Source organism: Streptomyces sp. NPDC058221, assembly GCF_042882365.1.
In the GTDB taxonomy this organism is placed as follows: Bacteria; Actinomycetota; Actinomycetes; order Streptomycetales; family Streptomycetaceae; genus Streptomyces.
Genome location: NZ_JBHVWF010000021.1, coordinates 1 through 26,148, shown reverse-complemented (window position 1 = coordinate 26,148; position 26,148 = coordinate 1). Strand labels below are relative to the sequence as shown.

At 68.5% G+C, this 26,148-nt stretch carries 24 protein-coding genes; 7 read left to right on the top strand and 17 right to left on the bottom strand.

Features of this window, described 5'->3' with window-relative positions; all coding sequences use genetic code 11:
* Nucleotide 1: 1 nt before the first annotated feature.
* The 12 genes from ACFVW8_RS09890 to ACFVW8_RS09835 form a co-directional block, all read right to left on the bottom strand.
* The gene (locus tag ACFVW8_RS09890) at nt 2-1,591 is read right to left on the bottom strand and encodes a carboxylesterase/lipase family protein (RefSeq protein ID WP_389687961.1); all 1,590 of its coding nucleotides are present in this window, start codon (nt 1,589-1,591) and stop codon (nt 2-4) included.
* 26 nt (nt 1,592-1,617) lie between these two features.
* A complete protein-coding gene (locus ACFVW8_RS09885; RefSeq protein ID WP_389687959.1) occupies nt 1,618-2,310 on the bottom strand; it encodes a GntR family transcriptional regulator in 693 nt (230 codons plus the stop codon).
* A 67-nt stretch (nt 2,311-2,377) separates the two neighbouring features.
* Nucleotides 2,378-3,238, bottom strand: a complete 861-nt coding sequence (locus tag ACFVW8_RS09880) for an amidohydrolase family protein (protein ID WP_389687957.1) — start codon at nt 3,236-3,238, stop codon at nt 2,378-2,380.
* 48 nt (nt 3,239-3,286) lie between these two features.
* Nucleotides 3,287-4,270, bottom strand: coding sequence for an ABC transporter substrate-binding protein (locus tag ACFVW8_RS09875; RefSeq protein WP_389687954.1), 984 nt, complete (start codon nt 4,268-4,270; stop codon nt 3,287-3,289).
* A 51-nt stretch (nt 4,271-4,321) separates the two neighbouring features.
* On the bottom strand, nt 4,322-5,200 hold the full coding sequence (locus ACFVW8_RS09870) for a hypothetical protein (RefSeq protein WP_389687952.1): 879 nt from the start codon (nt 5,198-5,200) through the stop codon (nt 4,322-4,324).
* Between the two features lie 37 nt (nt 5,201-5,237).
* The gene (locus ACFVW8_RS09865) at nt 5,238-6,416 is read right to left on the bottom strand and encodes a DUF3500 domain-containing protein (RefSeq protein WP_389687950.1); all 1,179 of its coding nucleotides are present in this window, start codon (nt 6,414-6,416) and stop codon (nt 5,238-5,240) included.
* 71 nt (nt 6,417-6,487) lie between these two features.
* Nucleotides 6,488-7,399, bottom strand: a complete 912-nt coding sequence (locus ACFVW8_RS09860; protein ID WP_389687948.1) for a hypothetical protein — start codon at nt 7,397-7,399, stop codon at nt 6,488-6,490.
* Nucleotides 7,400-7,404: 5 nt separating this feature from the next.
* The gene (locus ACFVW8_RS09855; protein ID WP_389687946.1) at nt 7,405-9,057 is read right to left on the bottom strand and encodes a thiamine pyrophosphate-binding protein; all 1,653 of its coding nucleotides are present in this window, start codon (nt 9,055-9,057) and stop codon (nt 7,405-7,407) included.
* A complete protein-coding gene (locus ACFVW8_RS09850) occupies nt 9,054-10,124 on the bottom strand; it encodes an amidohydrolase family protein (RefSeq protein ID WP_389687944.1) in 1,071 nt (356 codons plus the stop codon). Before ACFVW8_RS09850 ends, ACFVW8_RS09855 begins: the two co-directional genes overlap by 4 nt.
* Nucleotides 10,125-10,187: 63 nt before the next feature.
* Nucleotides 10,188-11,048 (bottom strand): HpcH/HpaI aldolase/citrate lyase family protein, encoded by an 861-nt coding sequence (locus ACFVW8_RS09845; protein ID WP_389687942.1) that lies wholly within the window; start codon nt 11,046-11,048, stop codon nt 10,188-10,190.
* Nucleotides 11,045-11,704, bottom strand: coding sequence for an SRPBCC domain-containing protein (locus tag ACFVW8_RS09840; protein WP_389687940.1), 660 nt, complete (start codon nt 11,702-11,704; stop codon nt 11,045-11,047). Before ACFVW8_RS09840 ends, ACFVW8_RS09845 begins: the two co-directional genes overlap by 4 nt.
* Before the next feature lie 149 nt (nt 11,705-11,853).
* Nucleotides 11,854-12,648, bottom strand: a complete 795-nt coding sequence (locus tag ACFVW8_RS09835) for an ABC transporter ATP-binding protein (RefSeq protein ID WP_389687938.1) — start codon at nt 12,646-12,648, stop codon at nt 11,854-11,856.
* A gap of 1,234 nt (nt 12,649-13,882) precedes the next feature.
* On the opposite strand from ACFVW8_RS09835, the gene ACFVW8_RS09830 reads away from it, so the two are divergent.
* Entirely contained in the window at nt 13,883-14,956 is a 1,074-nt protein-coding gene (locus tag ACFVW8_RS09830) for an ABC transporter substrate-binding protein (RefSeq protein WP_389687936.1), read from the top strand.
* A 216-nt stretch (nt 14,957-15,172) separates the two neighbouring features.
* Here ACFVW8_RS09830 and miaA read toward each other — a convergent pair whose 3' ends face one another.
* A complete protein-coding gene (gene miaA / locus ACFVW8_RS09825) occupies nt 15,173-16,111 on the bottom strand; it encodes a tRNA (adenosine(37)-N6)-dimethylallyltransferase MiaA (protein ID WP_389687934.1) in 939 nt (312 codons plus the stop codon).
* Between the two features lie 238 nt (nt 16,112-16,349).
* Between miaA and ACFVW8_RS09820 the strand changes: the two genes are divergently transcribed.
* Nucleotides 16,350-16,613 (top strand): antitoxin, encoded by a 264-nt coding sequence (locus tag ACFVW8_RS09820; protein ID WP_389687932.1) that lies wholly within the window; start codon nt 16,350-16,352, stop codon nt 16,611-16,613.
* Between the two features lie 185 nt (nt 16,614-16,798).
* Here ACFVW8_RS09820 and ACFVW8_RS09815 read toward each other — a convergent pair whose 3' ends face one another.
* Nucleotides 16,799-17,512: a class III extradiol dioxygenase subunit B-like domain-containing protein gene (locus ACFVW8_RS09815; protein ID WP_389687930.1), complete on the bottom strand. Its 714-nt coding sequence runs from the start codon at nt 17,510-17,512 to the stop codon at nt 16,799-16,801.
* Nucleotides 17,513-17,555: 43 nt separating this feature from the next.
* Complete coding sequence (gene miaB, locus ACFVW8_RS09810; RefSeq protein ID WP_389687928.1) at nt 17,556-19,076, bottom strand: tRNA (N6-isopentenyl adenosine(37)-C2)-methylthiotransferase MiaB; 1,521 nt, start codon at nt 19,074-19,076, stop codon at nt 17,556-17,558.
* Nucleotides 19,077-19,211: 135 nt separating this feature from the next.
* Between miaB and ACFVW8_RS09805 the strand changes: the two genes are divergently transcribed.
* A complete protein-coding gene (locus ACFVW8_RS09805) occupies nt 19,212-20,213 on the top strand; it encodes a TAXI family TRAP transporter solute-binding subunit (RefSeq protein WP_389687926.1) in 1,002 nt (333 codons plus the stop codon).
* 16 nt (nt 20,214-20,229) lie between these two features.
* Here ACFVW8_RS09805 and ACFVW8_RS09800 read toward each other — a convergent pair whose 3' ends face one another.
* On the bottom strand, nt 20,230-21,624 hold the full coding sequence (locus ACFVW8_RS09800) for an ATP-binding protein (RefSeq protein WP_389687924.1): 1,395 nt from the start codon (nt 21,622-21,624) through the stop codon (nt 20,230-20,232).
* A gap of 14 nt (nt 21,625-21,638) precedes the next feature.
* Complete coding sequence (locus ACFVW8_RS09795; protein WP_389687922.1) at nt 21,639-22,331, bottom strand: response regulator transcription factor; 693 nt, start codon at nt 22,329-22,331, stop codon at nt 21,639-21,641.
* A gap of 366 nt (nt 22,332-22,697) precedes the next feature.
* Between ACFVW8_RS09795 and ACFVW8_RS09790 the strand changes: the two genes are divergently transcribed.
* From ACFVW8_RS09790 to ACFVW8_RS09775, 4 genes are all read left to right on the top strand, one after another.
* Nucleotides 22,698-23,483 carry an amino acid ABC transporter ATP-binding protein gene (locus tag ACFVW8_RS09790; protein ID WP_389687920.1) on the top strand — a complete coding sequence of 262 codons (786 nt, stop codon included), beginning with the start codon at nt 22,698-22,700 and terminating at the stop codon, nt 23,481-23,483.
* A gap of 69 nt (nt 23,484-23,552) precedes the next feature.
* The gene (locus ACFVW8_RS09785; RefSeq protein WP_389687918.1) at nt 23,553-24,395 is read left to right on the top strand and encodes a glutamate ABC transporter substrate-binding protein; all 843 of its coding nucleotides are present in this window, start codon (nt 23,553-23,555) and stop codon (nt 24,393-24,395) included.
* Nucleotides 24,396-24,469: 74 nt separating this feature from the next.
* Nucleotides 24,470-25,135 (top strand): amino acid ABC transporter permease, encoded by a 666-nt coding sequence (locus ACFVW8_RS09780; protein WP_384131335.1) that lies wholly within the window; start codon nt 24,470-24,472, stop codon nt 25,133-25,135.
* Entirely contained in the window at nt 25,132-26,043 is a 912-nt protein-coding gene (locus tag ACFVW8_RS09775) for an amino acid ABC transporter permease (protein WP_389687915.1), read from the top strand. Before ACFVW8_RS09780 ends, ACFVW8_RS09775 begins: the two co-directional genes overlap by 4 nt.
* The last annotated feature ends 105 nt before the right edge of the window (nt 26,044-26,148 follow it).

The following is a 26,148-nucleotide window of genomic DNA, read 5'->3' as shown; positions in this document are numbered from 1 at the left end:
TTCACCAGGCTTGCTGGGTGGCGAAGAATCGGATCCAGAAGTCGCTGCGTACTGGATCGGAGACGGGGATCGTGCGGAAGTGCGCGCCGATCTCCATGACGGTGGCGGAGTCCGGTGAGAAGACGGGCCAGTGAGGCAGGCCGCTTCCGTTGGGGTCGCCCGTGGCGACGAAGTTGGTCCAGTACCCGGCCAGCGTTCGGGCTATCTCGTGGTCTTCCTCGTTCCACGCACCGGTGCCGCCGGTGGGGTTGTGGAAGACGTAGTCGATCTCCGAGCCGTGGCCGGCCCGCCTCGGTCCGGCATCCGGTGACGGGGCGCGGTGGGTCCAGAAGTAGGAGCGCACCGTGCCGGTGGCGTGGCGTGCCCAGTCCGAGCCCCACAGAGAAGTCGAGACCCGGGAGTTGTCGCGAGCTGCGAGGCTGCTCGCCCGCGCCGCTTCGTCGTCCGTGCCGGCCGGATAAAGCCGCAGGAACTCCTCGGCGGATGGCCCGAACTTCCGATGGGCCGAGGTGACGTGTTGTTCGAGGGTCACGTTGACCGGCGGGGAACCCGGCCTGGCCTTCTGCCGGCCGGCGCGCACGGCGGCGACCAGGGTTTCCGGGACCGCGCCGCTCTCGTCGAGGTTGTTTCCGGTGAGGTAGTCGACGTCGTTCTGCAGGCCTTTGGCGTACGTCTCGTCGTAGCCGGCCGGCAGTGCCCATCCGTCCACGACGGGACGGAACAGCGGTGGTCCTGCCGGGCCTCCGGTGTCGACGGCCGTGTCGAGCGGGTGGTGCCCGTCGATCAGCTTCCGCCAGTGCAGGCTCCGCAGGTCGCGGGCCGTGTGTGCACCGTGTGCTCTTGTGTAGCGGTCGCCGGCGCCTTCTGCGTCCGGCTGCAGACGGTAGGACGTCGACATATAGCGAAGTTCGGGATCGCGTGCGTAACGGGAGTGACTCTGGGCGATCGCACGGTGGAACAGGCCCTTGGCAAGCGGAGACATGGCCAGGAAGTTGACCATGCCCGCTCCTGCGGACTGGCCGGCGATGGTGACGCGGGCGGGGTCGCCGCCGAAGTGTGTGATGTTGTCGCGCACCCAGCGCAAGGCAGCGACGCAGTCGAGGAGACCGTAGTTGCCGGAGGTGCCGTGCTCGGACTCCTCGCTCAGGTCCGGTGTGGCGAGGAAGCCGAAGGCGCCGAGGCGGTAGTTGAAGGTGAGCACGACGAGGCCGTTGCGCGCAAGGTTTTCGCCGTTGTAGCGGGGGTGGGCTCCCGTGCCCTCGCGGAACCCACCTCCGTAGATCCACACGAGGACAGGGCGGAGCTCCTCGGTGGCGGGTGCGCCCGTCCAGATGTTCAGGCTCAGGCAGTCCTCGCTCATCGGCACGTCGACACCGGTCGCGGCCGCGTCGGTCGGCGCCTGCGGGCACATGGATCCGAACCGGTCGGCACGCCGGACGCCTTCCCAGCGCAGAGGCGGCCGGGGCGGCCGCCACCGCTGGTCTCCGACCGGCGGGGCGGCATACGGGATGCCTCGGAATACAGTGACGGCGCGGTCCCGGCACGGTATGCCCTCGACGGGCCCCGCTTCGGTGTCAACCGTGTAGGGCATGGGGTACTTTCCGCCCCCGTGTACGGTCAGGTGACCGGTGGCATCGGGGACTTGTCCAGCAGCAACGCCCTGCGGGCGGAGCCGACGTGATGGCGCATCGCCGCGACAGCCGCATCGGGATTGCGCGTAACGATGGCGAGCAGAATGGTCTGGTGCTCCTCCAGCGACCCGGATCGCGGGTGCTGAACAGAGAGGTTGCGGTACTGGCGCATCACCAGGGGATAGAGCAGCGTGTCGTAGGCGCGGGCCAGGGTCGTCTGATGCGCTGCCAGTTTGACCTGCTGGTGGAAGCTGCGGTTGCCGCGCGAGTAGGCGTCCTGATCCCCGCGTGACTGCGACTCCTCCATCGCCTGGAGGGTGCTGCGCAGCTCTGCCACCTCGTCGGCTGTAGCCCGTTCCGCCGCTTTGCCGGCCAGTGCCGACTCCAGAATCTCGCGGGCCTCCAGAATGTCCGCTGCTTCCTCGGCGGAGAAGCTCCTGGTGCGCACCCCGCGATTGACCTCGCCGGTGACGTAGCCCTCCTGTGTCAGCCGCGCGAGCGCGGTGCGCATCGTGCTCCGTGACACGTCGAACATCCGTGTGAGGTCCGCCTCGGTGAGCCGCGTGCCGGGCTCGATACTCCCCGACAACAGCAAGGAGCGCAGCCCCTCGTAGGCTTGGCTGTAGCGGGTGCCCGAGGCTTTCGCTCCGGGTACGGCACCGATGCTCTCGCTGTCCACCGCGGCCACCTTCTTTGTGCGTAAGAGTGAGAACTGAGGCCGGAACACTAGCCGACGACATGGCAGGTCAGCTTCCGTGCTCACCGAGGGACGGGTACAGGCGCCGGGCCGTGCCCGCGAAGATCTCCTGCTGGACCTGCTCCGGCAGTGCGACGAGGACCTCCTGGGCGAGGGTGAGCAGTTCTGGCAGCGACTGCTCGGCTGCGGGGCAGTTCGAGCCCCACGCGATCCGCTCGGCACCGAACGTGTCGAGAACCGGTCCGAGGAACTCTCCGGCTCGCTCTCCGGCGTCCTGCAGCCGCTCGAGGTTGCGGTGGGTGAGCTTGAGGTGCAGGCCGGGGTGGGCCGCGAGTTCCGCGACCTCGGCGCCGGCACGGGCGGGCGAGGAAGCGATGTCGGGGTAACCGATGTGGTCGAGGAGCACCTTCACACCCGGGAACCGCTCCAGCAGCTCCACCAGCTGCGCGGTGGCCGGGCCCAGGCGCATCTGAAGGCAGACCGGCAGGTCCAGTTCCTGAGCCTGCTCCCAGAAAGGAAATGTTTCCGGGGCAACGAACCACTCGCCCTGTGTAGGCACGGTGCTGCCACTGGTGAACAGCCTGACACCGGCCAGGCCCCCTTCGCCGACCGCGGCCTTGAGATTCGCGGCGGCATCCGGGCGCAGCGGGTCGACGGTGCCGACTGCGACGAAACGCTCCGGCCAGCGCCGGCTGCTGTCCAGGACGTAGGAGTTGTCGTAGCCGTAGTTCGTGGTGGCCTGGACCAGGACGGCCTGGCCTGTGCCGGTCTCGTCCATGCGGCTGACCATGCCTTCTGCGGTCACCGGCCGAGTCGCGGCCCATTCGGACTGCTTGCCCCCGATCGGGGCCTTGGGGTAGGCGGTCAGGTCCTCGGAGATGATGTGACAGTGTGCGTCGACGACGTCCACGTGGTACTCCCTTGACTTCGGTCTTCGGTGTGATCTGTGCGGGCCGGCTCAGGCGTCCGGGTAGTCACCCGGGGCGAACAGCGAACGCGGGTCGGAGGAGAAGTCCGCGTCGAGCAGGCCCTGATCCTTGGCGAACCGCACCATCGCGTTCAGGCTGGGCTTGTTGGCCTCGATGCCGTAGGGGACGGGGTCGCCGCCGATCGCGCGTCCCTGACGGGCCAGCCGGGGCACTGCCGACCACTGGGGCTGCGCGGCAAGGTGGCGCCGCTTGCTCTCCACGAAGGCGGCATAGAGCTTGGTCGGCAGGCCGGGGTCGCGCTCCACGAGCTCGGTGCGCACGGAGATCAGTGAGTGCAGCGGGTAGACGCCGGTGCGCAGGTAGTGGTCCACGGCGAGCGTGCCGGCTTCGGCGAACAGCGGGTAGGGACCGTCGTCACCGGCGGTCTCGGGTTCGGCCGCCGCCGTCCAGCCGGCCTTGGGTGCGCCCGCCCGTCCCGTTCCCGCGTTTCCGGTCAGTGCGGCGTCGATCTCTCCGGCGCGCAGCAGATCGCCCAGCGACCGGCCGTCGCTGACGCGCTCGACGTTGGCGGGGGCCCGGCCTTCGATGTGGTCGTCGTCGTCCACCACCCAGGTGATCTTGTCGATGTCCACGCCGTACTGGTCGCGCAGCACGCCGCGTACCCACACGCCCGTGCTCACCGAGTAGGCGCGGACCCCGACCCGGCGTCCTTCCAGATCCTTCGGCACGCGGATGCCGGAGTGGGTGGCGCACTGTACGTCGCCGTGGTGGAAGCGCCTGTTGAGGAACACCGGCACCGCGGTCAGCGGGATGCCTTCCTGGCGTGCCATCAGGTAGGAGACCGGCGCCAGTTCGCACACGTCGAACTCGAGGTCCCGGATCATGCGCCGGTAGGCGCCGATGACCGGCTTGACCTGGACAGGATCGACCAGGAACCCGTCTGTTTCGGTCTCACCGTCCAGTAGCGGCTGCGCGTGCGGGAAGTCTCCGAGAACTACCGTGAGCTTGTCCATGCCCTGTCCTTCACTGTTTCTGATTGGGTCCGACAGCCGGTGCTGCGGCGTTCAGCCGCCGAGGCGTGCGGGTGAAACGCCGAGTGCCGCACAGGACCGCTCGACGAGCTCGTCGTAGTCCACCGCCCGTGGAATCACGTCCTGCTCCAGCGCATAGGCGGCCGCCTTGGTGAACGCCGCGCGCAGTCCTTCGAAGCCCACGGGATGCAGGGCGACGGGCCCGCCCCTCTCCTTGGCGGTGAGTACTGAGCGCATCGCGTCGTACGCGGCGAGGATGGCGGCGGAGTGCTCCGCGGCGGCTGCTTCGGACACGCCGACCACGTGGTTGACCGGGATGAACCCCTGGTCCTTCGACCACTGTTCGGCGACCTCGTGGGCGCTGTCGAAGGCGGTGCGGATGCGGTCGTCGGCGGGCAGTTCGTTGCCCATGATCCCGAAGTCGACCCGGCCCTCCAGGAAGTCCGCCGGCAGCTTGGCACCCTGCGGCGCCCGCTGCACCCAGGACGGGTCCTCGGCGCCCTGGACGTGATGGCCCTCGTACGTCGTCCAGTTGGCCTTGCGCAGGTCGATGCCGTACTGCTCGGTGAGGAATCCGCGCGTCCACACACCGGTGGTCTGGCTCCAGGCGCGGACTCCGACGCTGTGTCCCTCCACGTCGGCGGCCGACAGCCTGCCGAGGGTCACCAAAGTCTGGTGCTGGTGGCGTCCGAGGGTCGTGACGGGCAGCAGCAGGACCGGCTTGCCGTAGGCCAGGGCCTGCAGAACGGTCACGATCGCCAGTTCGCACAGGTCGACGTCCGACTCGTTCACAAAGCCTCGGGAGGCCTTGTGCACCGGCTTGATGTCGACCCGTTCCGGCTCCGAACCCGCGGCGCGAGCCGCGGACAGCGCGGCTGCCGCGAGATCATCACGGCCGAGCACCAACTTCATCTTCTTCTCCTCTTTCTTGCAGGAACGGGGGAACGCTTCAGGTCTGCCGGCCGGGACGCGCCGTCCGCGGCTTGTGGTGCCGCTCGTGGTGCTGACGCAGCAGGTCGACACCGAAGTCGTTGCCGTTGGGGGTGCGCACGATGGTGTGGATGTGACGGCGCGAGGGGTAGTCGTTGTCGAAGAGCACGCCGGCCATGTGCTCGAACTCGACGAGGATCACCGGGCTGTGGAAGCGGTAGTAGAAAGTGCCGTCGGGGTCCCCGGCCCAGCCGAATCGGGTGTCGCCCTCGTGGGCCAGTACTTCCTTCATGCGCACCCGGGCGTGATGGTCGTCGGCCCGGTTCACGTACAGACCGAGTAGCTGGAGGGCGGTCTCCCGTTGGCCGCAGGACATCTCGGCGAGCCGCAGTCCCTGGTAGTCGAGTTCCCAGTTGTCCCGGAACGCTCCGACGAGGAGTTCATCGGGCATGGTGTCCGCGATGACGGCCCGCTCCCGCTGCCGTCCGTCGAGCCGGGTGAACAGCTCGTGTCCCAGTGCTTCCTCGCCCCGGAAGGCCACGGTCCCGGCGTACTTTCCGGATCCGGCGACCACCGGCTCGGCGCCCAGGAAGGTGGGGGTGAGGACCATCTGGTCCCCGACGAAGACGCAGTTGATGTTGACGTGGTGTCCGTCGAGCTGCCAGCCCCAGGGGCCGCCGTTCTCCGGCTCTCCGTAGAGGGAGAACCAGTACAGCCACTCGTTGAGCCCGTCGGTGTTGTCGCTCAGCTCGCCGATGGTGAGGTTGAGACGCATCAGGTCGACCATCTGGCGGTAGCCGTCCACGCTGAGGCTGGCCCGGATGACGGCCAGGGCCCGCTCGCGTCCCGCGTCGTCGAAGTCCTCCAGCAGGATGCCGTGGCGCAGGAAGTACCGGGCGCCGTTGTTCCAGTGGCGCCAGCTCACGTCGTCCATCGGGAAGCGGCCTTCGGCCAGTTCCTCCGCCGTCAGGCCTGCCAGGTAGTCCTCGGCCGCCAGGTACACCTTGCTGACGTCCGCGCCGGTGTCGCGCAGCGGGAACAGCCCAGGCTCCATCCCGTCCGACGTGGCCACACCCCGGAAGGGTTCTTCGGCCGCCTTCACTCGCCAGGCGATCTTTTCGAGCAGGTCGGGCGTCCAGGTCTCCGGCTTGCGCGTGGGCGGGTTGCCCCGCTTGCGCAGCCCTACTGGTTCTCCCATCACTGCTCCTCCTCTCGGTGTTTCCTCACGGTGTGCCGCCCGGCGGCACACCTCCTCTTTTGATCGCCTGCTCACTTGTCGAGGAAGGCCGTCTTCTCCTCGATCGCCTCGACATCGACCGGCGTTCTGATGAGTTCCTGTTCCAGGGCGTAGCGTCCGGCGATCTCCAGGCAGGCGATCAGGGATGCGCTCCATCCGGCCGTGACCGCGCGCCCCGCGGGTGAGTCGTCGCGCTCGCCGGCGGTGGCCACGATCGCCTTCTTCAGGGTTCGGTAGAAATTGAGCACGGAGTCCGGACGGGTGCGCAGGACGTCGTCGCGGACGACCAGCAGGTGGTTCGCGGGGACTGTCCCGTGCCGTTCGGCCCACGCCGACCCGGCGCTCTCGGCGTCCGCCACGAGCGGGACCAGTCCCGCGCCCTGCCCGCCGATTGCCTTCGGGCCGAGCACGGCCGCGGACACATCGCGGGAGCGCAGCAGGTCCACGACCCGCTCGGCCCCCGACCGCTCCACGTAGGGAGGGTTGGTGTACTGGGCGACGTGGACGTCCTCGGTGGTCACCCAGGTGACGTCGGAGGATGTGACCCCGTACTCCTCCTGCAGCCAGCCGCGCACCCACAATCCAGTGGTCTGGCCGTAGGCGCGGACGCCCACGCGTCGGCCGACGAGGTCTCCGGGGGTGATTTCGGGGTCCTGCGGAAGCCGGGTCAGGGAGCGGTGGTGGGTGCTTCCCACCAGCACCGCCGGCAGCAGCGTCACCGGGACCCCGGCGTCCCGGGCCTGGAGGTAGGTGGCCATCGGCATTTCGCAGATGTCGTAGGCCAGTTCACGGACCATCCGGGCGAAGGCCGGGGGCAGCGGGGAGGACTCCAGGTACTGGCAGCCCACCCCGTCCACGGGGATGGTCCCGTCCTTCAGCGGCCGTGTGTGGGGGTAGTTGCCCAGCAGTACGGTCAGTGGGGCCGTGGGGTGCGTCTCGCTCACGGCACTCACACGTCCTCGCCGTACTGGATGCGGCGGTACGGGGTACTCAGCACCTCGCGGGTGATGCGGACGTCGATCACGGTGGGCCGGGGGGCCCGCACATACTCGGCCAGTGCCTCGGTCAGCTCCTGCGCGGTGCGGACCGTGGCCCCTCCGCCGCCGAGTGACTGGGCGACCGCGCCCAGTTCGGGGGTGGAGATGGTCGCCAGCTCCGGGTCGAGGCCCTTCGCCTTCGCCTTGTGGTACTCGGCGCCGAGGCCCTGGTCGTTCATGACGACGACCAGCAGCGGGATGTCGTACCGGCACGCCGTCTCGAACTCGGACAGGTGCATGATGAAGCTCGCATCGCCCTCCACCACGAAGCCGGGCCTGTTGCCCTTCGCGACCATCTGGCCCATGGCGATCAGCGGGGCCTGGCCGATGGCGCCGAACATGCCGTAGTTGGAGAGCACGTCACGGGAGCGCTGGAACAGCATGGTGCCGAAGTCGGTCTGATGTCCGCTGCCGAGCACCAGCCCCATCTCGCCCGGGAGTTCGTGGTCGAGGATCCAGATGGCCTCGCGCGGATCGAGCCGCCCGGGCTCCTGCACGTACTCCGGCTGCTGGAGCCGGCCGGTCAGGTGCTGCCTGACCTGGTCGGTGTGGTAGCCCTCCAGCCGGACCGAGCGTTCCTGAAGCACCCGGGTCAGCTCGCCGAGGGCGGTGACCGCATCGGCCTGGAGGTAGCAGTCCGCCCTCTTGCCGTTGCCCATCACCAGGTGCGGGGCGGTGTCGATCTGGATGTACGTGGCTTCCGGGTAGAGGTAGCCGCTCTCGATCGTGTAGTGGTTCAGGCTGGCGCCCACCGCGATCACGCAGTCGGCCTCCTGGAGCAGTTCCATCGACAGCTTGTCGCCGAACAGACCCGACAGGCCGACGTGGAAGCCGGTGCGGTCGCACAGCCAGTTCTTCGCCTGGAGGGTGGTGGCCAGCAGGCCGCCGGTCTGCTCCTGGAGCGCGAGGATCTCCTCGCCGGAGTCCGCCCTGCGGGCGCCCCGCCCCGCGATGATCACCACCCGCTTGGCGTCCTGGATCAGGTCGCAGGCGGCCTGGATCCCGGCCGGATCGGGCAGCAGCCGGGACTTCCCGATCAGGGCGGTGGAGGGTACGTAGTTCTCGTCGTAGTCGTCCATGTCGGCGACCTGGACGTCGAACGGCGCGCTGATCATGACCGGCCTGGACTTGGTCCGTGCCAGGTAGAAGGCGTCTCGCACGGCCTCCTGGGCGTTCTCGGGCCGGGTCACCTGGATGAACTCGCACTCGATCGCGGCGGCGAAGCGCCGCTGGTCGAGGTACTGGGTGGCGCCCTCGTCGCCCAGCGGGGTCTCCCCGCAGAAGGCGACCAGCGGGGTTCCTGCCCGGCTCGCGCAGAGCATCGAGGTGGCCAGCTGCGAGACGCCGGGGCCGCTGGTCGTCGTGACCACGCCCGGCTGCCCCGCGCCACGGGCCCAGCCGTCCGCCATGCCGAGGCCTGAGCCCTCGTGCCGCACCTCGTACAACCGCACTCCGCGGTCGGCGAGCGCGGCCATCCAGTGCATGTTGGCGTCGCCCATCATGCCGAAGACGTCGCTGGTGCCTTCCTTGACGAACGCCTCGGCGAGTGCCTCGTAGACCTTCACTTCTGGGACTCCTTCACGTTCGCCGCGGCCGTCGCCCGCGCTTTCAGGACGCCGTCGAGCCGTGAGAAGACCCGGAGCGCGTTGTCTCCGTAGACCGCCTGCCGGTCGGTGTCGCTCAGGGTGTCGATGGAGTCGAGGGTGTACTTGGTGTCGTCAAACCGACGCCCGGTCTCCGGGTCCACGCTGCGGACGGCGCCGATCATCTCCGAGGCGAACAGGACGTTCTCGGCGGGAATGATGTCGAGCAGCAGTTCCATGCCGCGCTTGTGGTACACGCAGGTGTCGAAATAGACGTTGCGCAGGACCGACTCCTCCAGCGGCGGCCGGCCGCGGTCCTGCATCATTCCGCGATAGCGGCCCCAGTGGTACGGGACGGCTCCGCCGCCGTGCGGCAGGATCAGCTTCAGCGTCGGGAAGTCCTTGAACAGGTCGGACTCGCACAGCTGCATGAACGCCGCGGTGTCGCCGGCGAGGTAGTGGGCGCAGGTGCCCTGCATCGCCGGGTTCCTCGACATCGCGACGTGGATCATCGCGGGGACGTCGAGCTCGGTCATCTTCTCGTAGAGCGGGTAGTAGACCCGGTCCGTCAACGGCGGTGCCTGGTAGTACCCGTCCGAGGGGTCCGGGTTGAGCAGACAGCCGATGAAGTCCAGCTCCTCGACGCAGCGCTCCAGTTCGTCGACGGAGTTGCGTACGGAGGCGGGCAGCGCATCGCCCGGGGACTGCGGGAGCTGGCACACGCCCACGAACCGCTCGGGGAAGAGGCCGCAGACCCGGGCGATCAGGTCGTTGCTGACCCGGGACCAGTCGAGGCTGGTCCGCTCGTCGCCGTAGTGGTGTGCCATCTTGCCCGCGCCCGGCGAGAAGACCGTAAGGTCGGTGCCACGCTCGGTCTGCAGCTTCAGCTGCCCGTTCTCGATGGCGGCGCGGATCTCGTCGTCGCCGATGTCAAGCTCGTCCGGCGAGACCCGGGCTCCGGACTCATCGAACGCCTTGATCTGCTTCTCACGCCACTTCCCCAGCGCCGGGGGCGCCGTGGTGAAGTGGCCGTGACTGTCGATGATCATGAGTTACTCCGAAAACTTGCGGTGCGGTCTCGCGTGGCGGGTGGCCGTGGGGGAAGGCCCCCGTCAGACACGGCCGGTCAGTTCCCGGGCCCTGTGCAGGCCGGGGTAGGTACGCACCGGCGCCGACATCAGGAACCGGTAGCCGTCGTCGAGCACCTGCTTCACGTTGCCGGCGGTGACGTGCGGGTGGCCCACGGCGACTCCGCGTTCGTTGCAGATGTCGAGGATCTGCCGCTTGCACTCCAGGACGCGCGGGTGCTCGTACTGACGGGGGAAGCCCAGCTCCTGGCTCATGTCGCCCTCGCCGATCAGGACCAGCCCGATACCCGGCACCTGGTCGAGGATGTCCGGCAGGTTCGTGATCCCGAGCTGGTCCTCGATCATGAGGCCCACCAGGATCTCCCCGTCCGGAGCCAGCGGCCACACGTCGGCCCGGGCGTAGTACTCGGTGTTCGGGATGCCCCAGTAGCGGGTCGCCGCGTGCGGGCCGTCCCCGCGCAGACCGGGCGGCTGGTAGCGGGGAGCGTCGGGCAGCCGCGGGTAGCGGCAGGCGGCGACGGCGTTACGGGCCTCGTCCACCGTGGAGATGTGTGGCCAGATGATGCCGAACGCACCGAGATCCAGGGCCTGTTTGGCGTGCCACTGCGCCTTCTCCGCACCATTGGCAGGGATACGCACGAGAGGGGTGACGTCCGGCGCCAGGCTGTCCGCCTCAAAAACCCTTCGCCTGCTCAGCAGGTACTGGAAGCTGTCCTTGAGCGCGTTGATGTCCCAGGGCTTGTGCTCCATCTCGAACACCACGGCGTCGTACTCCGAGTTGCTCAGCTCGACCGCCGACGCCGGATCGGCCGCGGAGAAGGTCGCGAAGACGTGCTGCCCCGCGTCCAGGGCGCCGATCACCTTGTTGAGCCTGGACGTTGTCATCGCCGACCTCCCTGGTCGAGTGCCTCAGCGGAACTTTCCTCGGGACGCTGCGTCGTCTGCCCCGCACGCCCGGACCGTCGGCCTGCCCACCACGCCCGCAAGCGCGCGAACAGGCCGGCCGGCGGCCGGGGCTGAGAGGTCTGTGCCCCGTCGGATGCGGTTGCGACAGGTTCCACCGGCGTGGCAGCGAGCGGCTCGGCAGGAGCTGCGGCGCACTTCTGGACCAGTTGGTCGGTGAACTCCTTCGTCATCCGGGAGACGACCATCCCCGCGCCCGACTCGATCAACTTGGCCAGCTTGCCGTTGAGTTTGATCTCGCCGTCACAGAAGACCCGTGACGTGCCCGGGGTCTCCCCCTCGACGACCCGGAAGGTGGCGCCGGCGCTGAAGCGGGTGGCGCCCTGCCCGTCTGCACCGCGGGCCGTAAGACGTCCCTCACGTGCAGTCTCGTCCAGATCCAGGGAGACCCTGGCGGCGAACTTGACCCGGAGACCGCCGAACCTGATGGCCAGGGCGCCGTCGAAGGATCCGTCGTCGTGCGACGGGCCGAGCTCGGCGCCACCGATGCAGGACACGACGGCGGAGGGGTCGGAGATGACCTCCCAGACACGTTCGGGCGGACTCGGAACGAGGATCTCTTCCGTGATCGATATCAAAGCTGTGTACCTCACTGGGCGGCAGGCGCGACGTCAGACGGACAAGGGGGCGTGACGGTGCGACCGGCATGGTGGCTTGGGACGCGGAGCTCCGGACATCGGACCGGGGCCCGTGCGGGCCGCCGGATCCGGCTGCGGGACTTGGCGTGTTACGCGGCGGTCTTGCGCTCCGCGGCGAACAGACCCCAGAGGTCGTTGTAGAGCTCCGAGAACTCGGGCGACTCGACAAGCGACCCGATCTGGCGCGGACGCTCGAAGGGAACCTTGATGACACGGCGGATCGTGCCGGGGCCCTTGGACATCACGACGACTTCGTCGGCCAGGTAGATGGCCTCGTTGAGGTCGTGCGTGACGAAGATCAGTGTCCCGTTCTGCTCCCGCCAGATGTTGAGCAGTTCCTGTTGGAGTTCGAGCCGGGTGATGGCGTCGAGCGGCCCGAACGGCTCGTCCATCAGCACGATGGACGGGTTGTAGATCAGCGCCCGCGCTATCGCGCAGCGCTTCTGCATACCGCCCGACAGCTCCCGGGGGAAGTGGTTCTCGAAGCCCGTCAGACCGACGAGCTCCACCCACTGGGCGACGCGCTCCTCGCGCTCCTCCTTGGGGACCTTGCGGAACTTCAGCGCCAGGCCGATGTTGGCCCGGACACTCAGCCAGGGCAGCAGGTGGGACTGCTGAGTCACGTACGCCGCATCGGAGTTGACGCCTGTGACCGGTTCGCCGGCGTAGTGGACCTGCCCCTGCGTGGGAGTGAGCAGCCCGGCGGCCAGGTTCAGGATGGTGCTCTTGCCGCACCCGCTGGGCCCGATCACGGCCACGACCTTGCCGCGATCGACACTGAACGACACGTCCTCGATCGCCGGCCGGTGAGTCCCGGGGAACTCCAGAGTGACGTGGTCCAGACGGAGAGCCTCCGAATGGGAGTTGCGCTGTGTGGTCGACATATCTGTCTCCTCGGCCTCGTCCTCGCAAGAGTTGAAGCGGGGCCGTGCGCTCGCGCCTATGGCGGCGTTCGTGGATGGCGGTGCTTGTGAAGGTGGTCGCCTGCTGCACGCGAACGAGCATCCAGGCCGACGTGAGTCTCCTGCTGATCAGCCGTCGGCAACCCTGGCGCCCGCCAGATTGTCTGACAACCGATAAGGGGAAGCTAACACCACGACCCAGGCCCTACAAGATGTGCGCAGGAAGAAGCTTTAAAACTCAGGAATCCCGGGATACCCGCTGAAGAACTGTCCGACAAAGTCTCGTCACCGACGGGGCACTACGACTCGGTCACACCATGCGCCGGCGCACGAGGTGGGGGCGGTGCGAGCCCGAAGACACCACCCGGTCGACGAAAACGGAGCGCCTGCCGACCCGGAGCGGGCCACCCGGCCCCGCCCGCCTCAAGAGCCGCCCAGGCCCGGTGAGTGCGACACCGAGGGCGAGTGACGGCCTCATGGCGCCGTCGCGGGCAAATCGCCCCACTTTGACTGATGTGTAACTTGGATCGTCGGACAAGAAATGCTCGCCCCGAAGCCCTGATGCTTGACCGCCACCTCCTCTGCCGAGGAGGACACACTCCCCCACCAGAGGCCATTGAGGCGACCGCCCGGGAGTATCTGCCAGGCCAGGCCCGAACAGGCCGACCAAGCACAACGTGAACCCTTCTCCAGGACTCTTGATGCGCGCCGGTGCTGCTGTTACATTCCCACGCACCACTCGTCGGACAATCAGCTCGCGCGTATGGACAGCTGACACCTTATGGAGAACGGCCGTGCCGACGCGGTAGACGAACGCCCTGTCCTGCCGACAGACGCCTGCCTGCCGTTGCGCCGCCGTTCTCCACTCTTGGCGCGAGCCCGTCGAATACGGGCAAGGGCCGCGGCTCGGAGGACATCGGCGGAGCCGCACTCCCCGCAGGGGTGCCTCGCGATGTCGCCGGAGGCCGGAGGGACGCGAAGGGGTAGCCGTTTCACGTGCCCAACCTGCACACTCTTCCCCCCACGGTCGGCGGGCCCGCCGACCGCGCCGGCATACGGCTGGAGTCTCCTCCCGTAGCCGGGCCAAGGAGGACGCAACGCCTGCGTGCCGACGGACCGCATCGACTGGGGAGTGGCGGACCCGTTCATGAGTCGCCGGGCTTCCTTGGCACCCGTAGGCCGATCCCCACCCATAAGACTTGATGACAGGAGAATCATGGAGCACCGCCTCGGACGGGCCACGTTAGCCTCCGCCCACAGCAAGCCGGTGTCGCTCGCCCCCAGGAGGACGGTGGTCGCAGCCACCATCGCGCTCGGTTCAGTCCTGCTGGCAGCGTGCGGTGGGTCGAGCAGTCCCGCCTCCAGTCAGGCGGAGACAGTCACCGTCGGCGTCGCAGGCAATATCTTTGACGCCCCCCTGCGGGTGGCGGAAGCCCGCGGCTTCTTCCGGGAGCAGGGGCTGAAGGTCACATTCGTCCATGTGACAGCAGCCAGTGGAACGCCGTCCCTGGAGTCCAGCTCGCTTCAGTTCCTCAACTCCAGCCCCACCAACTTCCTCTCAGCAGTGGCAAAGGGAAACAAAGAAGTCGCGATCGGTGCAGACGGCCTCGGCAACCCGCTCGGTCTTGTCGTGAGCAAAAAGTTCGCAGCGCAGCATGCACTCACTTCCAAGACGTCGTCCGAGAAGGTGGCCCAGGCTCTCATCGGCTCAGCCGGCGGATTCAGCTCGGCCAACACAAGGGCAGAGGCGGAGATGTTCCTCAAGAACCGCTCCGTGGACCTCGACGAAGTCTCATGGGTGTCCCTGGCCAGCCCCTCCGAGGACAGGGCGGCGCTGGCCGGCGGCCGGATCGACTGGTTCGTGACCTCGGAGCCGCTCCCGTTGCAAATCCAGGCTGCCGGGGACGGCGTCGTCGTAGCGAACCCGCAGACAGCGCATGAATGGTCAGGTTCCTACGCCGGCTACGGACAGGTAGTGGTGACCCGTAAGACCTACGCCGACCAGCACGCCTCGACGGTCAAGAAATTCATCGCAGCGGTGGAGCAGGGCTCGGCCTACCTGAACCTGCATGCGGACGACCCGGCCATTGTGCCTGAAATCAGGCAGGCGATGCCCGGAATCCCAGACGCGGTGATGCAGGCCAGCATCGAGGAAGTCGACTGGCCTATTTTCGCTGATATGGACAGGAACACATGGAAATACACACTCCAGTTCGTGATCGAGTTGGGCGCCCTGCCCGGATCAGCCAGAATCGAATCGGGGATCTGGACCAACGACCACTTGTCCTGATCGCCCCGCATTACCTTTTTGGTGGCCTCTGAACCGCCATATCCCGCGACCGGACCCCGGCATGCGGGCGTCTTGCGGGGGCGAATGCGCCACGCCTTGAGGTCTTCTCGGACTCCACGGCGACAGCAGTGGTGGCCTGCTGCGGGGGCGCCGGTCCGCCCCCCTGACGGTGACGACTGGCAGTTTCCGCCACGCCGCCGCTCTCCCGTCATGCGATCAGGCTGTGACCGCTCGTTCGACCAACGCCAGCGCCTGGCGCGGGAGTTCTCCACGCTGCTCCGCGGCGCCGTTCAGCCACTGGACGCGCGGGTCACGGCGGAACCAGGAGTCCTGGCGGCGCGCGAACCGTTTGGTGGCGCGCACGGTCTCGCTGCGCGCCTCCTCCTCGGTACAGTCCCCGGCCAGCGTGGCGAGCACCTGCTGGTAGCCGAGCGCCCGGGAGGCCGTGCGGCCCTCGCGCAGCCCCCGTGCCTCCAGGGTGCGTACCTCGTCGACCAGTCCCGCGTCCCACATCCGGTCGACCCGCCCGGCAATGCGTTCGTCGAGTTCGGGACGGGCCACGTCGACACCGATCTGGACGGTGTCGTAGACCGCGTCGTTACCGGGGAGGTTGGCGGTGAAGGGCTTGCCTGTGATCTCGATGACTTCGAGGGCACGGACGATGCGCCGCCCGTTGCTCGGCAGGATCGCGCGGCCGGCCTCCGGGTCGGCCGATGCGAGCCGCTCGTGCAGTGCGCCGGAACCGCGCTCGGCCAGCTCCGCCTCCAGCGCGGCGCGGACGCCGGGATCCGTACCGGGGAACTCCAGGGCGTCGATCGCGCCCTTCACGTAGAGACCGGAGCCGCCCACCAGAACAGGGGTGCGGCCCTCCGCGAGCAGCCGGTCGATCTCCGCGCGGGCCAGTCGCTGGTACTCGGCGACACTGGCGGCCTCGGTCACGTCCCAGATGTCCAGCAGCAGATGCGGGACGGCAGCGCGCTCCGCGAGGGTCAGTTTCGCGGTGCCGATATCCATCCCCCGGTAGAGCTGCATGGAGTCGGCATTGACCACTTCACCCCCGAGCTGTTGGGCGAGGAACACCCCCAGGTCGGACTTTCCGGCTGCGGTGGGACCGACGACGGCGATGACCCGCGGTGCGGGAGCTGAGCTTCTCACTGCCCCAGTCTCGCAAACCGGGTGCCCATTCCCGAATGGACGACGTGACGGCCGGGACGACGGGGCGTCCGGACGCCCCGTCAAGTAAAATGAAGACTGAATATGGGCGTTTTCTCATGGTTCCGCCGTTCGTCCTCCGTGGCCGCTCTCTCGCGGCCAGGAGAGTGCGCACCAGCACGGCGGGTAGCCGGGCCAGGGAGAACACCCGCCCGCAGTCCCCCAGCAGAGAAGGTGTCCGATGGGCTTCATGGACGATTTGAAGGCGAAGCTGAGCCCGGCGAAGGAAAAGGTCAGCGACCTCGCGCAGCAGCACGGGGGCAAGATCGACCAGGGGCTCGACAAGGCCGCGCGGACGGTGGACGAGAAGACCAAGGGCAAGTACAGCGACAAGATCGTGTCCGGCACCCAGAAGGCCAAGGACGCGGTGGAGCGGCTCTCCCACAAGGACGGCGACGGTACGCCGCCGGCCCCGGGCTCGACGCCGCCTCCGCCCGCTTCCTGACACGGGTCCGGCAGGCAGCCGGGGATACCGCTTCCTGACCGGCCCCGGCAGGGCACGTCGTCCTGCCAGGGCCTTGTCAGGTCCCAGGGGACAACCGCCGGCCGCGGAGAGGTACCGCTGGTGCCGCTCCGCGGCCGCTGTGCGTCCGCACGGTGCCCCGCCCCGGCCCTCGCGGGCGCAGCCGCTCAGGACCAGGCGGCGACCATGTAGCCCACGCCGTACGGCGCGTCGTCGTACAGCAGCCGGCCGTCGAGCCCGGCGCCCTGTGCCGCCCCCGCGAGCACCTGCCAGGGCGCGCGGCCGGCGGCCTTCAGTTCGTACGCCAGTGCCTCGTCCAGTGCGATCAGCCCGGTGGTGTCGGCCGTGCCCAGCGCGTGGGCGGCCGCAGCGTCGAATCCCGCGGCGCGCTCGTCGAGGTAGCCCGGGGCCTTGAGGGTGCGACGGGCGCTGCCGTCGCCCATCACCAGCAGTGCAACGCGGTCCGCCCTGGCAGCCAGCGTCCGCCCGGTGTCCGTGCAGCGGCCGGTCTCCAGCGGCTCCCCCACGCCCAGCGCCTCGACCGGCGCGTCCGCCCACCCGGTGCGCGTCAGCAGCCAGGCGCCGACCGCGAGCGAGGCCGGGAGCGGACGTTCGGCCACCGTGCCCAGATCCCGCCCGAGCCGTACTTCGAGATCGACACCGAACTCCCTGAAGGTGCCGGTGGCGCCCTCGGGGTGTGGGCCGCGCCCCGCGAGGTCCGCCGGGCCGATCACGATCAGCAGACCGGGCCTGGAGGCGGCCAGCACGCCCAGAGCGTCGGTGCACGCGGTCCTCGCGGCGTCGAGCTCGGGCGCGGCACCGGCGGCGACGTCGGGGACCAGCAGGGGCGGGCAGGGGCAGACAGCGGCGGCTACGAGCATGGTGGGCAGCGTACTGGCTACGCCTGGGACGCCCCTCGGCCCCTCAGTCGCAGCCGCAGCCCGGAGCCGATGCGGCGGGCAGCGGTGCAGGCGCGCCGATCCCGGGGAGGCCGAGCATCACACCGGCGGGCTCGGCGGCCGCGGCGGCGTTGCGCTTCTCCCAGGCGTCCCCCGAGCGGGTCCGCCGCACCCCGACGGGTGCGCCCTCGGCGAGCAGGTGGTGCGGAGCGGCGTAACTGATCTCGACGGTCACCACATCGCCGGGCCGTACGTCCTGATCCGGCTTGGTGAAGTGGACCAGGCGGTTGTCGGGGGCGCGGCCGGACAGCCGGTGGGTCGCGCCGTCCTTGCGGCCCTCGCCCTCCGCGACCATGACGTCCAGCGTGCGGCCGACCTGCTTCTTGTTCTCCGACCAGGAGATCTCCTCCTGGAGGACGGACAGCCGCATGTACCGCTCCTGGACGACCTCCTTGGGGATCTGCCCGTCCATGTCCGCGGCCGGGGTCCCGGGGCGCTTGGAGTACTGGAAGGTGAAGGCGTTGGCGAAGCGGGCCTCGCGGACCGCGTGCATGGTCTGCTCGAAGTCCTCCTCGGTCTCACCGGGGAAGCCGACGATGATGTCGGTGGAGATCGCGGCGTCCGGCATCGCGGCGCGCACCTTCTCGATGATGCCGAGGAAGCGTTCCTGCCGGTACGAGCGGCGCATCGCCTTCAGGACCGTGTCCGAGCCGGACTGCATCGGCATGTGCAGCTGCGGCATCACGTTCGGCGTCTCGGCCATCGCGGCGATCACGTCGTCGGTGAAGTCGCGCGGGTGCGGCGAGGTGAAGCGGACCCGCTCCAGGCCCTCGATCCGCCCACAGGCGCGCAGCAGCTTGGAGAAGGCCTCCCGGTCGCCGATGTCGGAGCCGTACGCGTTGACGTTCTGGCCGAGCAGGGTGATCTCGGAGACGCCCTCGGCGACCAGGGCCTCGATCTCGGCCAGGATGTCGCCGGTCCGGCGGTCCTTCTCCTTGCCGCGCAGCGCCGGGACGATGCAGAAGGTGCAGGTGTTGTTGCAGCCCACGGAGATGGAGACCCAGGCGGCGTACGCGGACTCGCGGCGGGTGGGGAGCGTGGAGGGGAACGCCTCCAGGGATTCGGCGATCTCGATCTGCGCCTCCTCCTGGATACGGGCGCGTTCCAGCAGCACGGGCAGCTTGCCGATGTTGTGCGTGCCGAAGACGACGTCGACCCAGGGGGCCCGCTCGACGATGGTGTCGCGGTCCTTCTGGGCGAGACAGCCGCCGACGGCGATCTGCATCCCGGGGCGCTTCGTCTTCATCGGGGCGAGCCGGCCCAGGTTGCCGTAGAGCTTGTTGTCGGCGTTCTCCCGCACCGCGCAGGTGTTGAAGACGACGACGTCCGCGTCCCCGTCGGAGCCCTCGGGCGCCCTCACATAGCCGGCGTCCTCCAGCAGACCCGACAGCCGCTCGGAGTCGTGGACGTTCATCTGGCACCCGTAGGTGCGCACCTCGTAGCTTTTTCTGACGTCCACTGCTTCGCTCCGGTTGCCGCTGCTCATGCGTCAAGGGTAGGCGCTGCCCGGACGCCTCCCGCCGCGGGCGGCTCCAGGACCGCCCTCACGGCCGTCGGGGCAGCCGGGAGATCGGTCTGCGCCCCTGGCCATCGCCCGGAACGACCTGGCAGGATCGCGGCCATGCCCCCGGCAGTACTGTCCCGAATCGGCCGGCGGCGCTCCCTGCGGGCGGGCGCCGCCCTCGCCGTCGTGCTCGGCCTGCTGCTGTGGTGGCTGCTCCCCCTGGGGGACCCGGAACCCGGCGGAAGCCTGTCCTTCAGCACCGGTGTCCGCAGCGGCGTCTACCAGCGCTACGGGGAGCGGCTGGAGGGCGCACTCGCCAAGGACCTGCCGGATGTGTCGATAAAGCTGCAGACGAGCGAGGGCTCTCAGCAGAACATCGCACGAGTGGCGACGGGAAAGGCCGATTTCACCATCGCCACCACCGACGCCGTCGCCACCTATCTGCGGGACGGGAAGCCCGGTGCGGAACGGCTGCGTGGCTGTGTCCGGCTGTACGACGACTACATACAGCTGGTCGTGGACCGGGGCTCGAACATCCGCAAGGTCGCGGATCTGCGCGGCAAGAAGGTGGCGGTCGGACAGCAGGGGTCGGGTGTGCGGCTGGTCGCCGACCGGCTGATGACGGCCGCCGGACTGGACCCCGTCAACGACGTGACGGCGGTTCCCGCGGGGATCGACACCATGCCGAAACTGCTGGAGGACGGCAGGCTCGATGCGTTCTTCTGGTCGGGTGGGCTGCCGACCAGCGCGGTGGCCGATCTCTCGAGCCGGTTCGCGATCCGGCTGGTCCCGCTGGAGGAGCCGCTGATCAAGCAGCTCCAGGCGGCGGGCGGCTCCACCCGCTACTACCGCTCGGCCGTGATGCCCGCGGACGTCTACCGAAACGCGCAGCAGGGGCAGGCCGTGCCCACGGTCGCCGTCGCCAATGTGCTGGTGACCACGGACCGTACGGATGCGGCGATGACCGAGGCGTTCACCCGGACCGTGATCGACAGCCGGGACCGCATCGGGCGCGAGGTGCACGCCGCACAGCTGGTGGATCTGCGGACCGCGATCTACACGGATCCGCTGCCGCTGCACGAAGGGGCGAAACGCTACTACCGCTCGGTCAAGCCCTGAGACCTCGCACCCCGGCTCACCCGTGCGGCCCGTTGCGCGGCACCGACACCGTCACCCGCAGCCCGTGCGGTTCGTGCCGCTCGTAGGCGATGGAGCCGCGGCTCGCGGCCAGCAACGCCTGCGAGATGGAGAGACCGAGGCCGGACCCCCGCACGTTCTGGTGCTGGGAGCTGCGCCAGAAGCGGTCTCCGACCCGCTCCAGCTCCTGCTCGCTGAGGCCAGGGCCCCGGTCCGCGACGACGACCGTGACGTACTCGCGGCCCGAGGCGACCGTGACCCGGACCTCCTCGTCGGCGGGGGTGAACTTGAGCGCGTTGTCGATGATGGCGTCGAGCGCGCTGGACAGTGCGATGGGGTCGGTCCAGGCGGTGACGGCAGGGACGCCGTCGGCCCTGAGACGCACCCCCTTCTCCTCGGCCACCGGCCGCCAGGAAGAGACACGTTCGGCGGTGAGGGCGCCGATGTCCGTCAGCTGCGGGTCGACGGCGGAATGCTCGGCCAGCGCCAGGTCGAGCAGGTCGTCGAGAACCTGGCCGAGCCGTTTGCCCTCCGTGCGCACGGAGGCGATCTCCTCGTTGCCCTCGGGAAGTTCGAGCGCAAGCAGCTCGATCCGCAGCAGCAGGGCGGCCAGCGGGTTGCGCAACTGGTGCGAGGCGTCGGCGACGAAGGCCCGCTGCTGCTCCAGCACGTCCTCGACGTTGTCGGCCATCTCGTTGAACGACCGGGCCAGCCGCCTGAGTTCCGGAGGCCCCCCGGAGGCCGCCACCCGAGACCGCATCCGGCCGCTGGCGATGTCGTGGGCGGCCACGTCCAGCGTCCGCACCGGCAGCAGGACCCAGCCGGTGAGCCGGATCGCCGCACCGACGGCCACCAGCATGGCGACCACCTCGCCCGCCACGATCACCAGCCAGCCGCGGAGTGTGTCGGAACGCATCTGCGCGGTGGGCGAGTCGATGACGACGACGGCGATCACGTCACCGTCCCGCACAACGGGCGAGGCGACGACGACCCGGCCGTTCTGCCAGGGCCAGACCTGCGGCGGATCGTGGCTGCGCCGGCCGAGCAGCGCCTCGTTGAACGCCTCCCGGCCCTCGCCCTCGACCGGCAGCCGCCAGGCCGCCGGGGCCTTCGCCATCGCGGAGTCGTCACGGTAGAAGACGCCCGCCCGGATGCCGTACACCGAGTCGTACGTCTCCAGTTCGGTCTGCAGCGTGCGCCGTCGTTCGTCGTAGCCGCGGGTACGTTCGGTGATGAACTGGGCGAGCGCCGCGAAGCGTGCGGTGTCGTCGATCCGGTCGATCACCACACCCTGCTGCTGGGCCGCGGCCACACTGACGGCCAGCGGGAAGCCGAGCGCCAGCAGGACGCTCGCCATGAGAACGATGAGCAGCGAAAGCAGCCTGGTGCGCACCGGAGACGTACGCCCTACGCGGACGGGGCGACGAGGCGGTAGCCGACCCCGCGCACGGTCTCGATCAGTGCGGGCAGCCGCAGCTTGGAACGCAGGGAGGCGACGTGCACCTCGAGCGTGCGCCCCGTCCCCTCCCAGCTCGTACGCCAGACCTCGCTGATGATCTGCTCCCGGCGGAACACCACACCGGGCCGCTGCGCGAGCAGCGCCAGCAGGTCGAACTCCTTGCGGGTGAGCTGGACCTCGGCCCCGTCGACGCTGACCCGCCTGGTCGGCAGCTCGATGTGCACATGGCCCAGGCGCAGCGCGGCGACGGGCGTGGGCCCGGTCTCCTCGCCGGCCGGCTTGCGGCGGCTGACGGCGTGGATACGGGCGAGGAGTTCCCCGGTGTCGTACGGCTTGGTCACGTAGTCGTCCGCGCCGAGGTTCAGCCCGTGGATCCGTGAGCGGACGTCGGCCCGGGCGGTCACCATGATCACCGGCACGGAGCTCCGCTTACGGATCTTCCCGCACACCTCGTACCCGTCCTGGTCGGGCAGCCCGAGGTCGAGGAGCACGACACCGAAGGGCTCCGTGTCCGCAGGGAGGAGCGCCTGCAGGGCCTCCTCGCCGCTACGGGCATGCACCACCTTGAAGCCGTGCCGGCCGAGGATGGCGGACAGGGCGGCGGCGACGTGGTTGTCGTCCTCGACGAGCAGCAGTCTCATGGGCCCCCCTCTCCGAAGGTGCGGTGATCCAAAGGCGCGGTGATCGGTGCGATCTCGATGTGGTGTCGGTGCGGTCGTGTCTCGGTGCGTAGGCCCCTGGTCACTTCCCCGTTTCGAGGCGTTTCACGTAAGGGTGTACCAGGGCATCCACTCCGATGACCGGTGGGCCAGTCAAGTGCCCGCCCGTTGCATCCATGTTTCCGTTATGCACCCGGTACGCCCGGACGGCCCGCAGGGCGTCCCGTTCACGCGGAGTGTCCGGTTGCGGCCGGATCGTTATGCTCAATTTCCGCTCAGATGTAATGACGCTGGTCGCACTGCGTCACTAAGGTCCTTGCCAACCGAGGAGGACGGAGCAAAAAGCCGATGAGCGGAGTTTCAGTGACCAAGGACACCGAGGACGCTGCACCCGCGGCCGGCGACCTGGTCGTGCTGAGCAACGTCAACAAGCACTTCGGCGCGCTGCATGTGCTCCAGGACATCGACCTGGCTATCGCCTCCGGCGAGGTCGTGGTCGTCATCGGGCCCTCGGGGTCCGGGAAGTCCACGCTGTGCCGCACGATCAACCGCTTGGAGACGATCGACTCGGGCGCGATCACGATCGACGGGAAGCCCCTGCCCGAGGAGGGCAAGGAGCTGGCGCGGCTGCGCGCCGATGTCGGCATGGTCTTCCAGTCGTTCAATCTCTTCGCCCACAAGACGGTGCTCGAGAACGTGATGCTGGGCCAGCTCAAGGTCCGCAGGACGGACAAGCAGGCTGCCGAGGACAAGGCGCGTTCACTGCTCGACCGGGTGGGCGTGGCGACCCAGGCCGACAAGTACCCGTCGCAGCTCTCCGGCGGTCAGCAGCAACGCGTGGCGATCGCGCGGGCGTTGGCGATGGACCCCAAGGTCATGCTGTTCGACGAGCCGACCTCCGCGCTGGACCCGGAGATGATCAACGAGGTGCTGGAGGTCATGCAGCAGCTCGCCCGCGAGGGCATGACCATGGTCGTCGTCACCCATGAGATGGGTTTCGCCCGCTCTGCGGCGAACCGGGTCATCTTCATGGCGGACGGGAAGATCGTCGAAGAGGCCACCCCCGACCAGTTCTTCAGCAACCCGCGCAGTGACCGGGCCAAGGACTTCCTGTCGAAGATCCTTCACCACTGACGGAGCCTTCGGTGCCGGCCTCAGGACCGGCCGATCACTCACATCGCGTCAACTCTAGGGAATTTCACCATGCAGCTTCGTAAGGTCACCGCCGCCTCGGCCGCCGTGCTCGCTCTCGCCCTGACCGCCACCGCCTGTGGCTCCGACGACAAGGACGACGCGTCCGGTTCGGGCGGCGGCAAGAAGATCACGATCGGCATCAAGATCGACCAGCCCGGCCTGGGCCTGAAGACGCCCGACGGCAAGTTCACCGGCTTCGACGTCGATGTCGCCACGTACGTAGCCAAGGAACTGGGCTACGACGCCAAGGACATCGACTTCAAGGAGACCAAGAGCGCCGACCGTGAGACGTCGATCGAGCGCGGTGACGTAAAGTTCATCGCCGCCTCCTACTCGATCAACGACGAGCGTCTGCAGAAGGTCGACTTCGCGGGCCCGTACCTCCTCGCCCACCAGGACATCCTGGTCCGTGCGGACGAGAAGTCGATCAAGTCGCCGAAGGACCTGAACAACAAGAAGCTCTGCTCCGTCGCCGGTTCGACCTCGGCGCAGAACATCCACGACACGCTGGCCCCGAAGGCTCAGCTCCAGGAGTACGGCGGCTACTCCGAGTGCCTGACCGGCCTGGAGAACAACGCCGTTGACGCGCTGACCACGGACGACAGCATCCTGGCCGGCTACGCCTCGCAGGACACCAACAAGGGCAAGTTCAAGCTGGCCGGCTTCAAGATGACCAACGAGAACTACGGCATCGGCCTCAAGAAGGGCGACGCCGACCTCAAGAAGAAGATCAACGACGCGCTGACCAAGATGGTCTCGGACGGTTCGTGGGAGAAGGCCGTGAAGGCCAACTTCGGCCCGGCGAACTACAAGAACGAGCCCGCCCCGAAGATCGGCAACGTCGTCAAGTGAAGCAGGGCTGACCGGGCGCGCCGCCACTGACGGCGGCGCGCCGTGCCCTCCTACACGCGGAAGCGCGGGAGATCGTGTTCGACTTTCTTGATGGTTACGACCTGCTGGGGGCGTTCTGGGTGACGGTGCAACTCACCGTCTACTCCGCCCTCGGCTCCCTCATATGGGGAACGCTGCTGGCCGGCATGAAGGTCAGCCCGGTCCCCCTGATGCGCGGTTTCGCGACCGGCTATGTGAACGTGGTCCGGAACATTCCGCTGACCGTGATCATTCTCTTCTCCTCCTTGGGCCTGTTCCAGACGCTCGGCATCACTCTCGGCGTCAGCGACTTCACCGACATCAACTTCCGGCTCGCCGTGCTCGCGCTGAGCGCCTACACCGCGGCGTTCGTGTGCGAAGCGCTCCGGTCCGGGATCAACACCGTCCCGGTCGGCCAGGCCGAGGCAGCGCGCGCCCTCGGTCTGAGCTTCACCCAGGTACTGCGGCTGATCATCCTCCCGCAGGCCTTCCGCTCGGTCGTCAATCCGCTGTCCAACGTGCTGATCGCGCTGACCAAGAACACCACCGTCGCCTCGGCGATCGGTGTGGCGGAGGCCTCGTACCTGATGAAGGGCATGATCGAGAAGGAGGCGCAGCTGATCCTGATCTCGGCCGTCTTCGCCTTCGGCTTCATCGTCCTGACCCTCCCGACCGGCCTCATCCTCGGCTGGGTGAGCAAGAAGGTGGCGGTGAAGCGATGAGCTCCGTCCTCTATGACGCCCAGGGACCGCGCGCCAAGCGGCGGAACATCCTGTACACAGTCCTGTTCGTGCTCGTCGCCGCGGCCGTCGTGTGGTGGGTCTACGACGGCCTCGCGTCCAAGCACCAGCTCGACTGGATCAAGTGGAAGCCCTTCTTCACCAGCTCCCAGCCGTGGGAGACGTACATCTGGCCGGGGCTCCAGAACACTCTGAAGGCTGCGTTCTTCGCCCTGATCATCGCTCTCCCGCTGGGTGCGCTGTTCGGGATCGGCAGGCTCTCGGACCACCGGTGGATGCGGATGCCTGCCGGTGTGGTCGTCGAGTTCTTCCGGGCCATCCCGGTTCTGATTCTGATGATCATCGCGAACGCGGTCTACTCCGAGTACACGAACATCAGCACCGACACCCGTCCGCTGTACGCCGTCGTCACGGGTCTGGTGCTCTACAACGCCTCGGTGCTCGCCGAGATCGTGCGGGCCGGCATCCTGACACTCCCCTCGGGGCAGACGGACGCGGCCAAGGCGATCGGCATGCGCAAGAGCCAGACAATGGTCTTCGTGCTGCTGCCGCAGGCGGTCACCGCCATGCTGCCCGCGATCGTCAGCCAGATCGTGGTGATCGTGAAGGACACCGCTCTCGGTGGCGCGGTGATGACCTTCCCCGAGCTCCTGGCATCGGCCCGGCCGATGGCGGCGAACTACGGCGCGAACACCATCGCGTGTTTCACCATCATCGCTCTGATCTACATCGCGGTGAACTTCACCCTCACCTCGTTCGCGAGCTGGCTGGAGCGGTGGCTCCGGCGCGGGAAGAAGAGCACGGGCGCGGTCGTCGGCACCGGCCCCGGCGGTGAGCTGGAGACCATCGGTGCGCCGTCGCTCAACATTGATGACGGACGCGCCGTCTGACGGCTCGTCGGCAGACGTCCGCGAGGGGCGGTGGCGCATCCGCCACCGCCCCTCGCCGCGTTCCGGTGTCACTTGACGCAAGCACCGGCAGTAGGTTGCATACGT

What these genes read in the sequence shown, in the direction of transcription:
- ACFVW8_RS09890 (WP_389687961.1), bottom strand. Translation starts at nt 1,591, where the DNA reads ATGCCCTACACGGTTGACACCGAAGCGGGGCCCGTCGAGGGCATACCG.
- ACFVW8_RS09875 (WP_389687954.1), bottom strand. Translation starts at nt 4,270, where the DNA reads ATGGACAAGCTCACGGTAGTTCTCGGAGACTTCCCGCACGCGCAGCCG.
- ACFVW8_RS09870 (WP_389687952.1), bottom strand. Translation starts at nt 5,200, where the DNA reads ATGAAGTTGGTGCTCGGCCGTGATGATCTCGCGGCAGCCGCGCTGTCC.
- ACFVW8_RS09865 (WP_389687950.1), bottom strand. Translation starts at nt 6,416, where the DNA reads ATGGGAGAACCAGTAGGGCTGCGCAAGCGGGGCAACCCGCCCACGCGC.
- ACFVW8_RS09850 (WP_389687944.1), bottom strand. Translation starts at nt 10,124, where the DNA reads ATGATCATCGACAGTCACGGCCACTTCACCACGGCGCCCCCGGCGCTG.
- ACFVW8_RS09845 (WP_389687942.1), bottom strand. Translation starts at nt 11,048, where the DNA reads ATGACAACGTCCAGGCTCAACAAGGTGATCGGCGCCCTGGACGCGGGG.
- ACFVW8_RS09835 (WP_389687938.1), bottom strand. Translation starts at nt 12,648, where the DNA reads ATGTCGACCACACAGCGCAACTCCCATTCGGAGGCTCTCCGTCTGGAC.
- ACFVW8_RS09830 (WP_389687936.1), top strand. Translation starts at nt 13,883, where the DNA reads ATGGAGCACCGCCTCGGACGGGCCACGTTAGCCTCCGCCCACAGCAAG.
- ACFVW8_RS09820 (WP_389687932.1), top strand. Translation starts at nt 16,350, where the DNA reads ATGGGCTTCATGGACGATTTGAAGGCGAAGCTGAGCCCGGCGAAGGAA.
- ACFVW8_RS09815 (WP_389687930.1), bottom strand. Translation starts at nt 17,512, where the DNA reads ATGCTCGTAGCCGCCGCTGTCTGCCCCTGCCCGCCCCTGCTGGTCCCC.
- miaB (WP_389687928.1), bottom strand. Translation starts at nt 19,076, where the DNA reads ATGAGCAGCGGCAACCGGAGCGAAGCAGTGGACGTCAGAAAAAGCTAC.
- ACFVW8_RS09805 (WP_389687926.1), top strand. Translation starts at nt 19,212, where the DNA reads ATGCCCCCGGCAGTACTGTCCCGAATCGGCCGGCGGCGCTCCCTGCGG.
- ACFVW8_RS09795 (WP_389687922.1), bottom strand. Translation starts at nt 22,331, where the DNA reads ATGAGACTGCTGCTCGTCGAGGACGACAACCACGTCGCCGCCGCCCTG.
- ACFVW8_RS09790 (WP_389687920.1), top strand. Translation starts at nt 22,698, where the DNA reads ATGAGCGGAGTTTCAGTGACCAAGGACACCGAGGACGCTGCACCCGCG.
- ACFVW8_RS09785 (WP_389687918.1), top strand. Translation starts at nt 23,553, where the DNA reads ATGCAGCTTCGTAAGGTCACCGCCGCCTCGGCCGCCGTGCTCGCTCTC.
- ACFVW8_RS09775 (WP_389687915.1), top strand. Translation starts at nt 25,132, where the DNA reads ATGAGCTCCGTCCTCTATGACGCCCAGGGACCGCGCGCCAAGCGGCGG.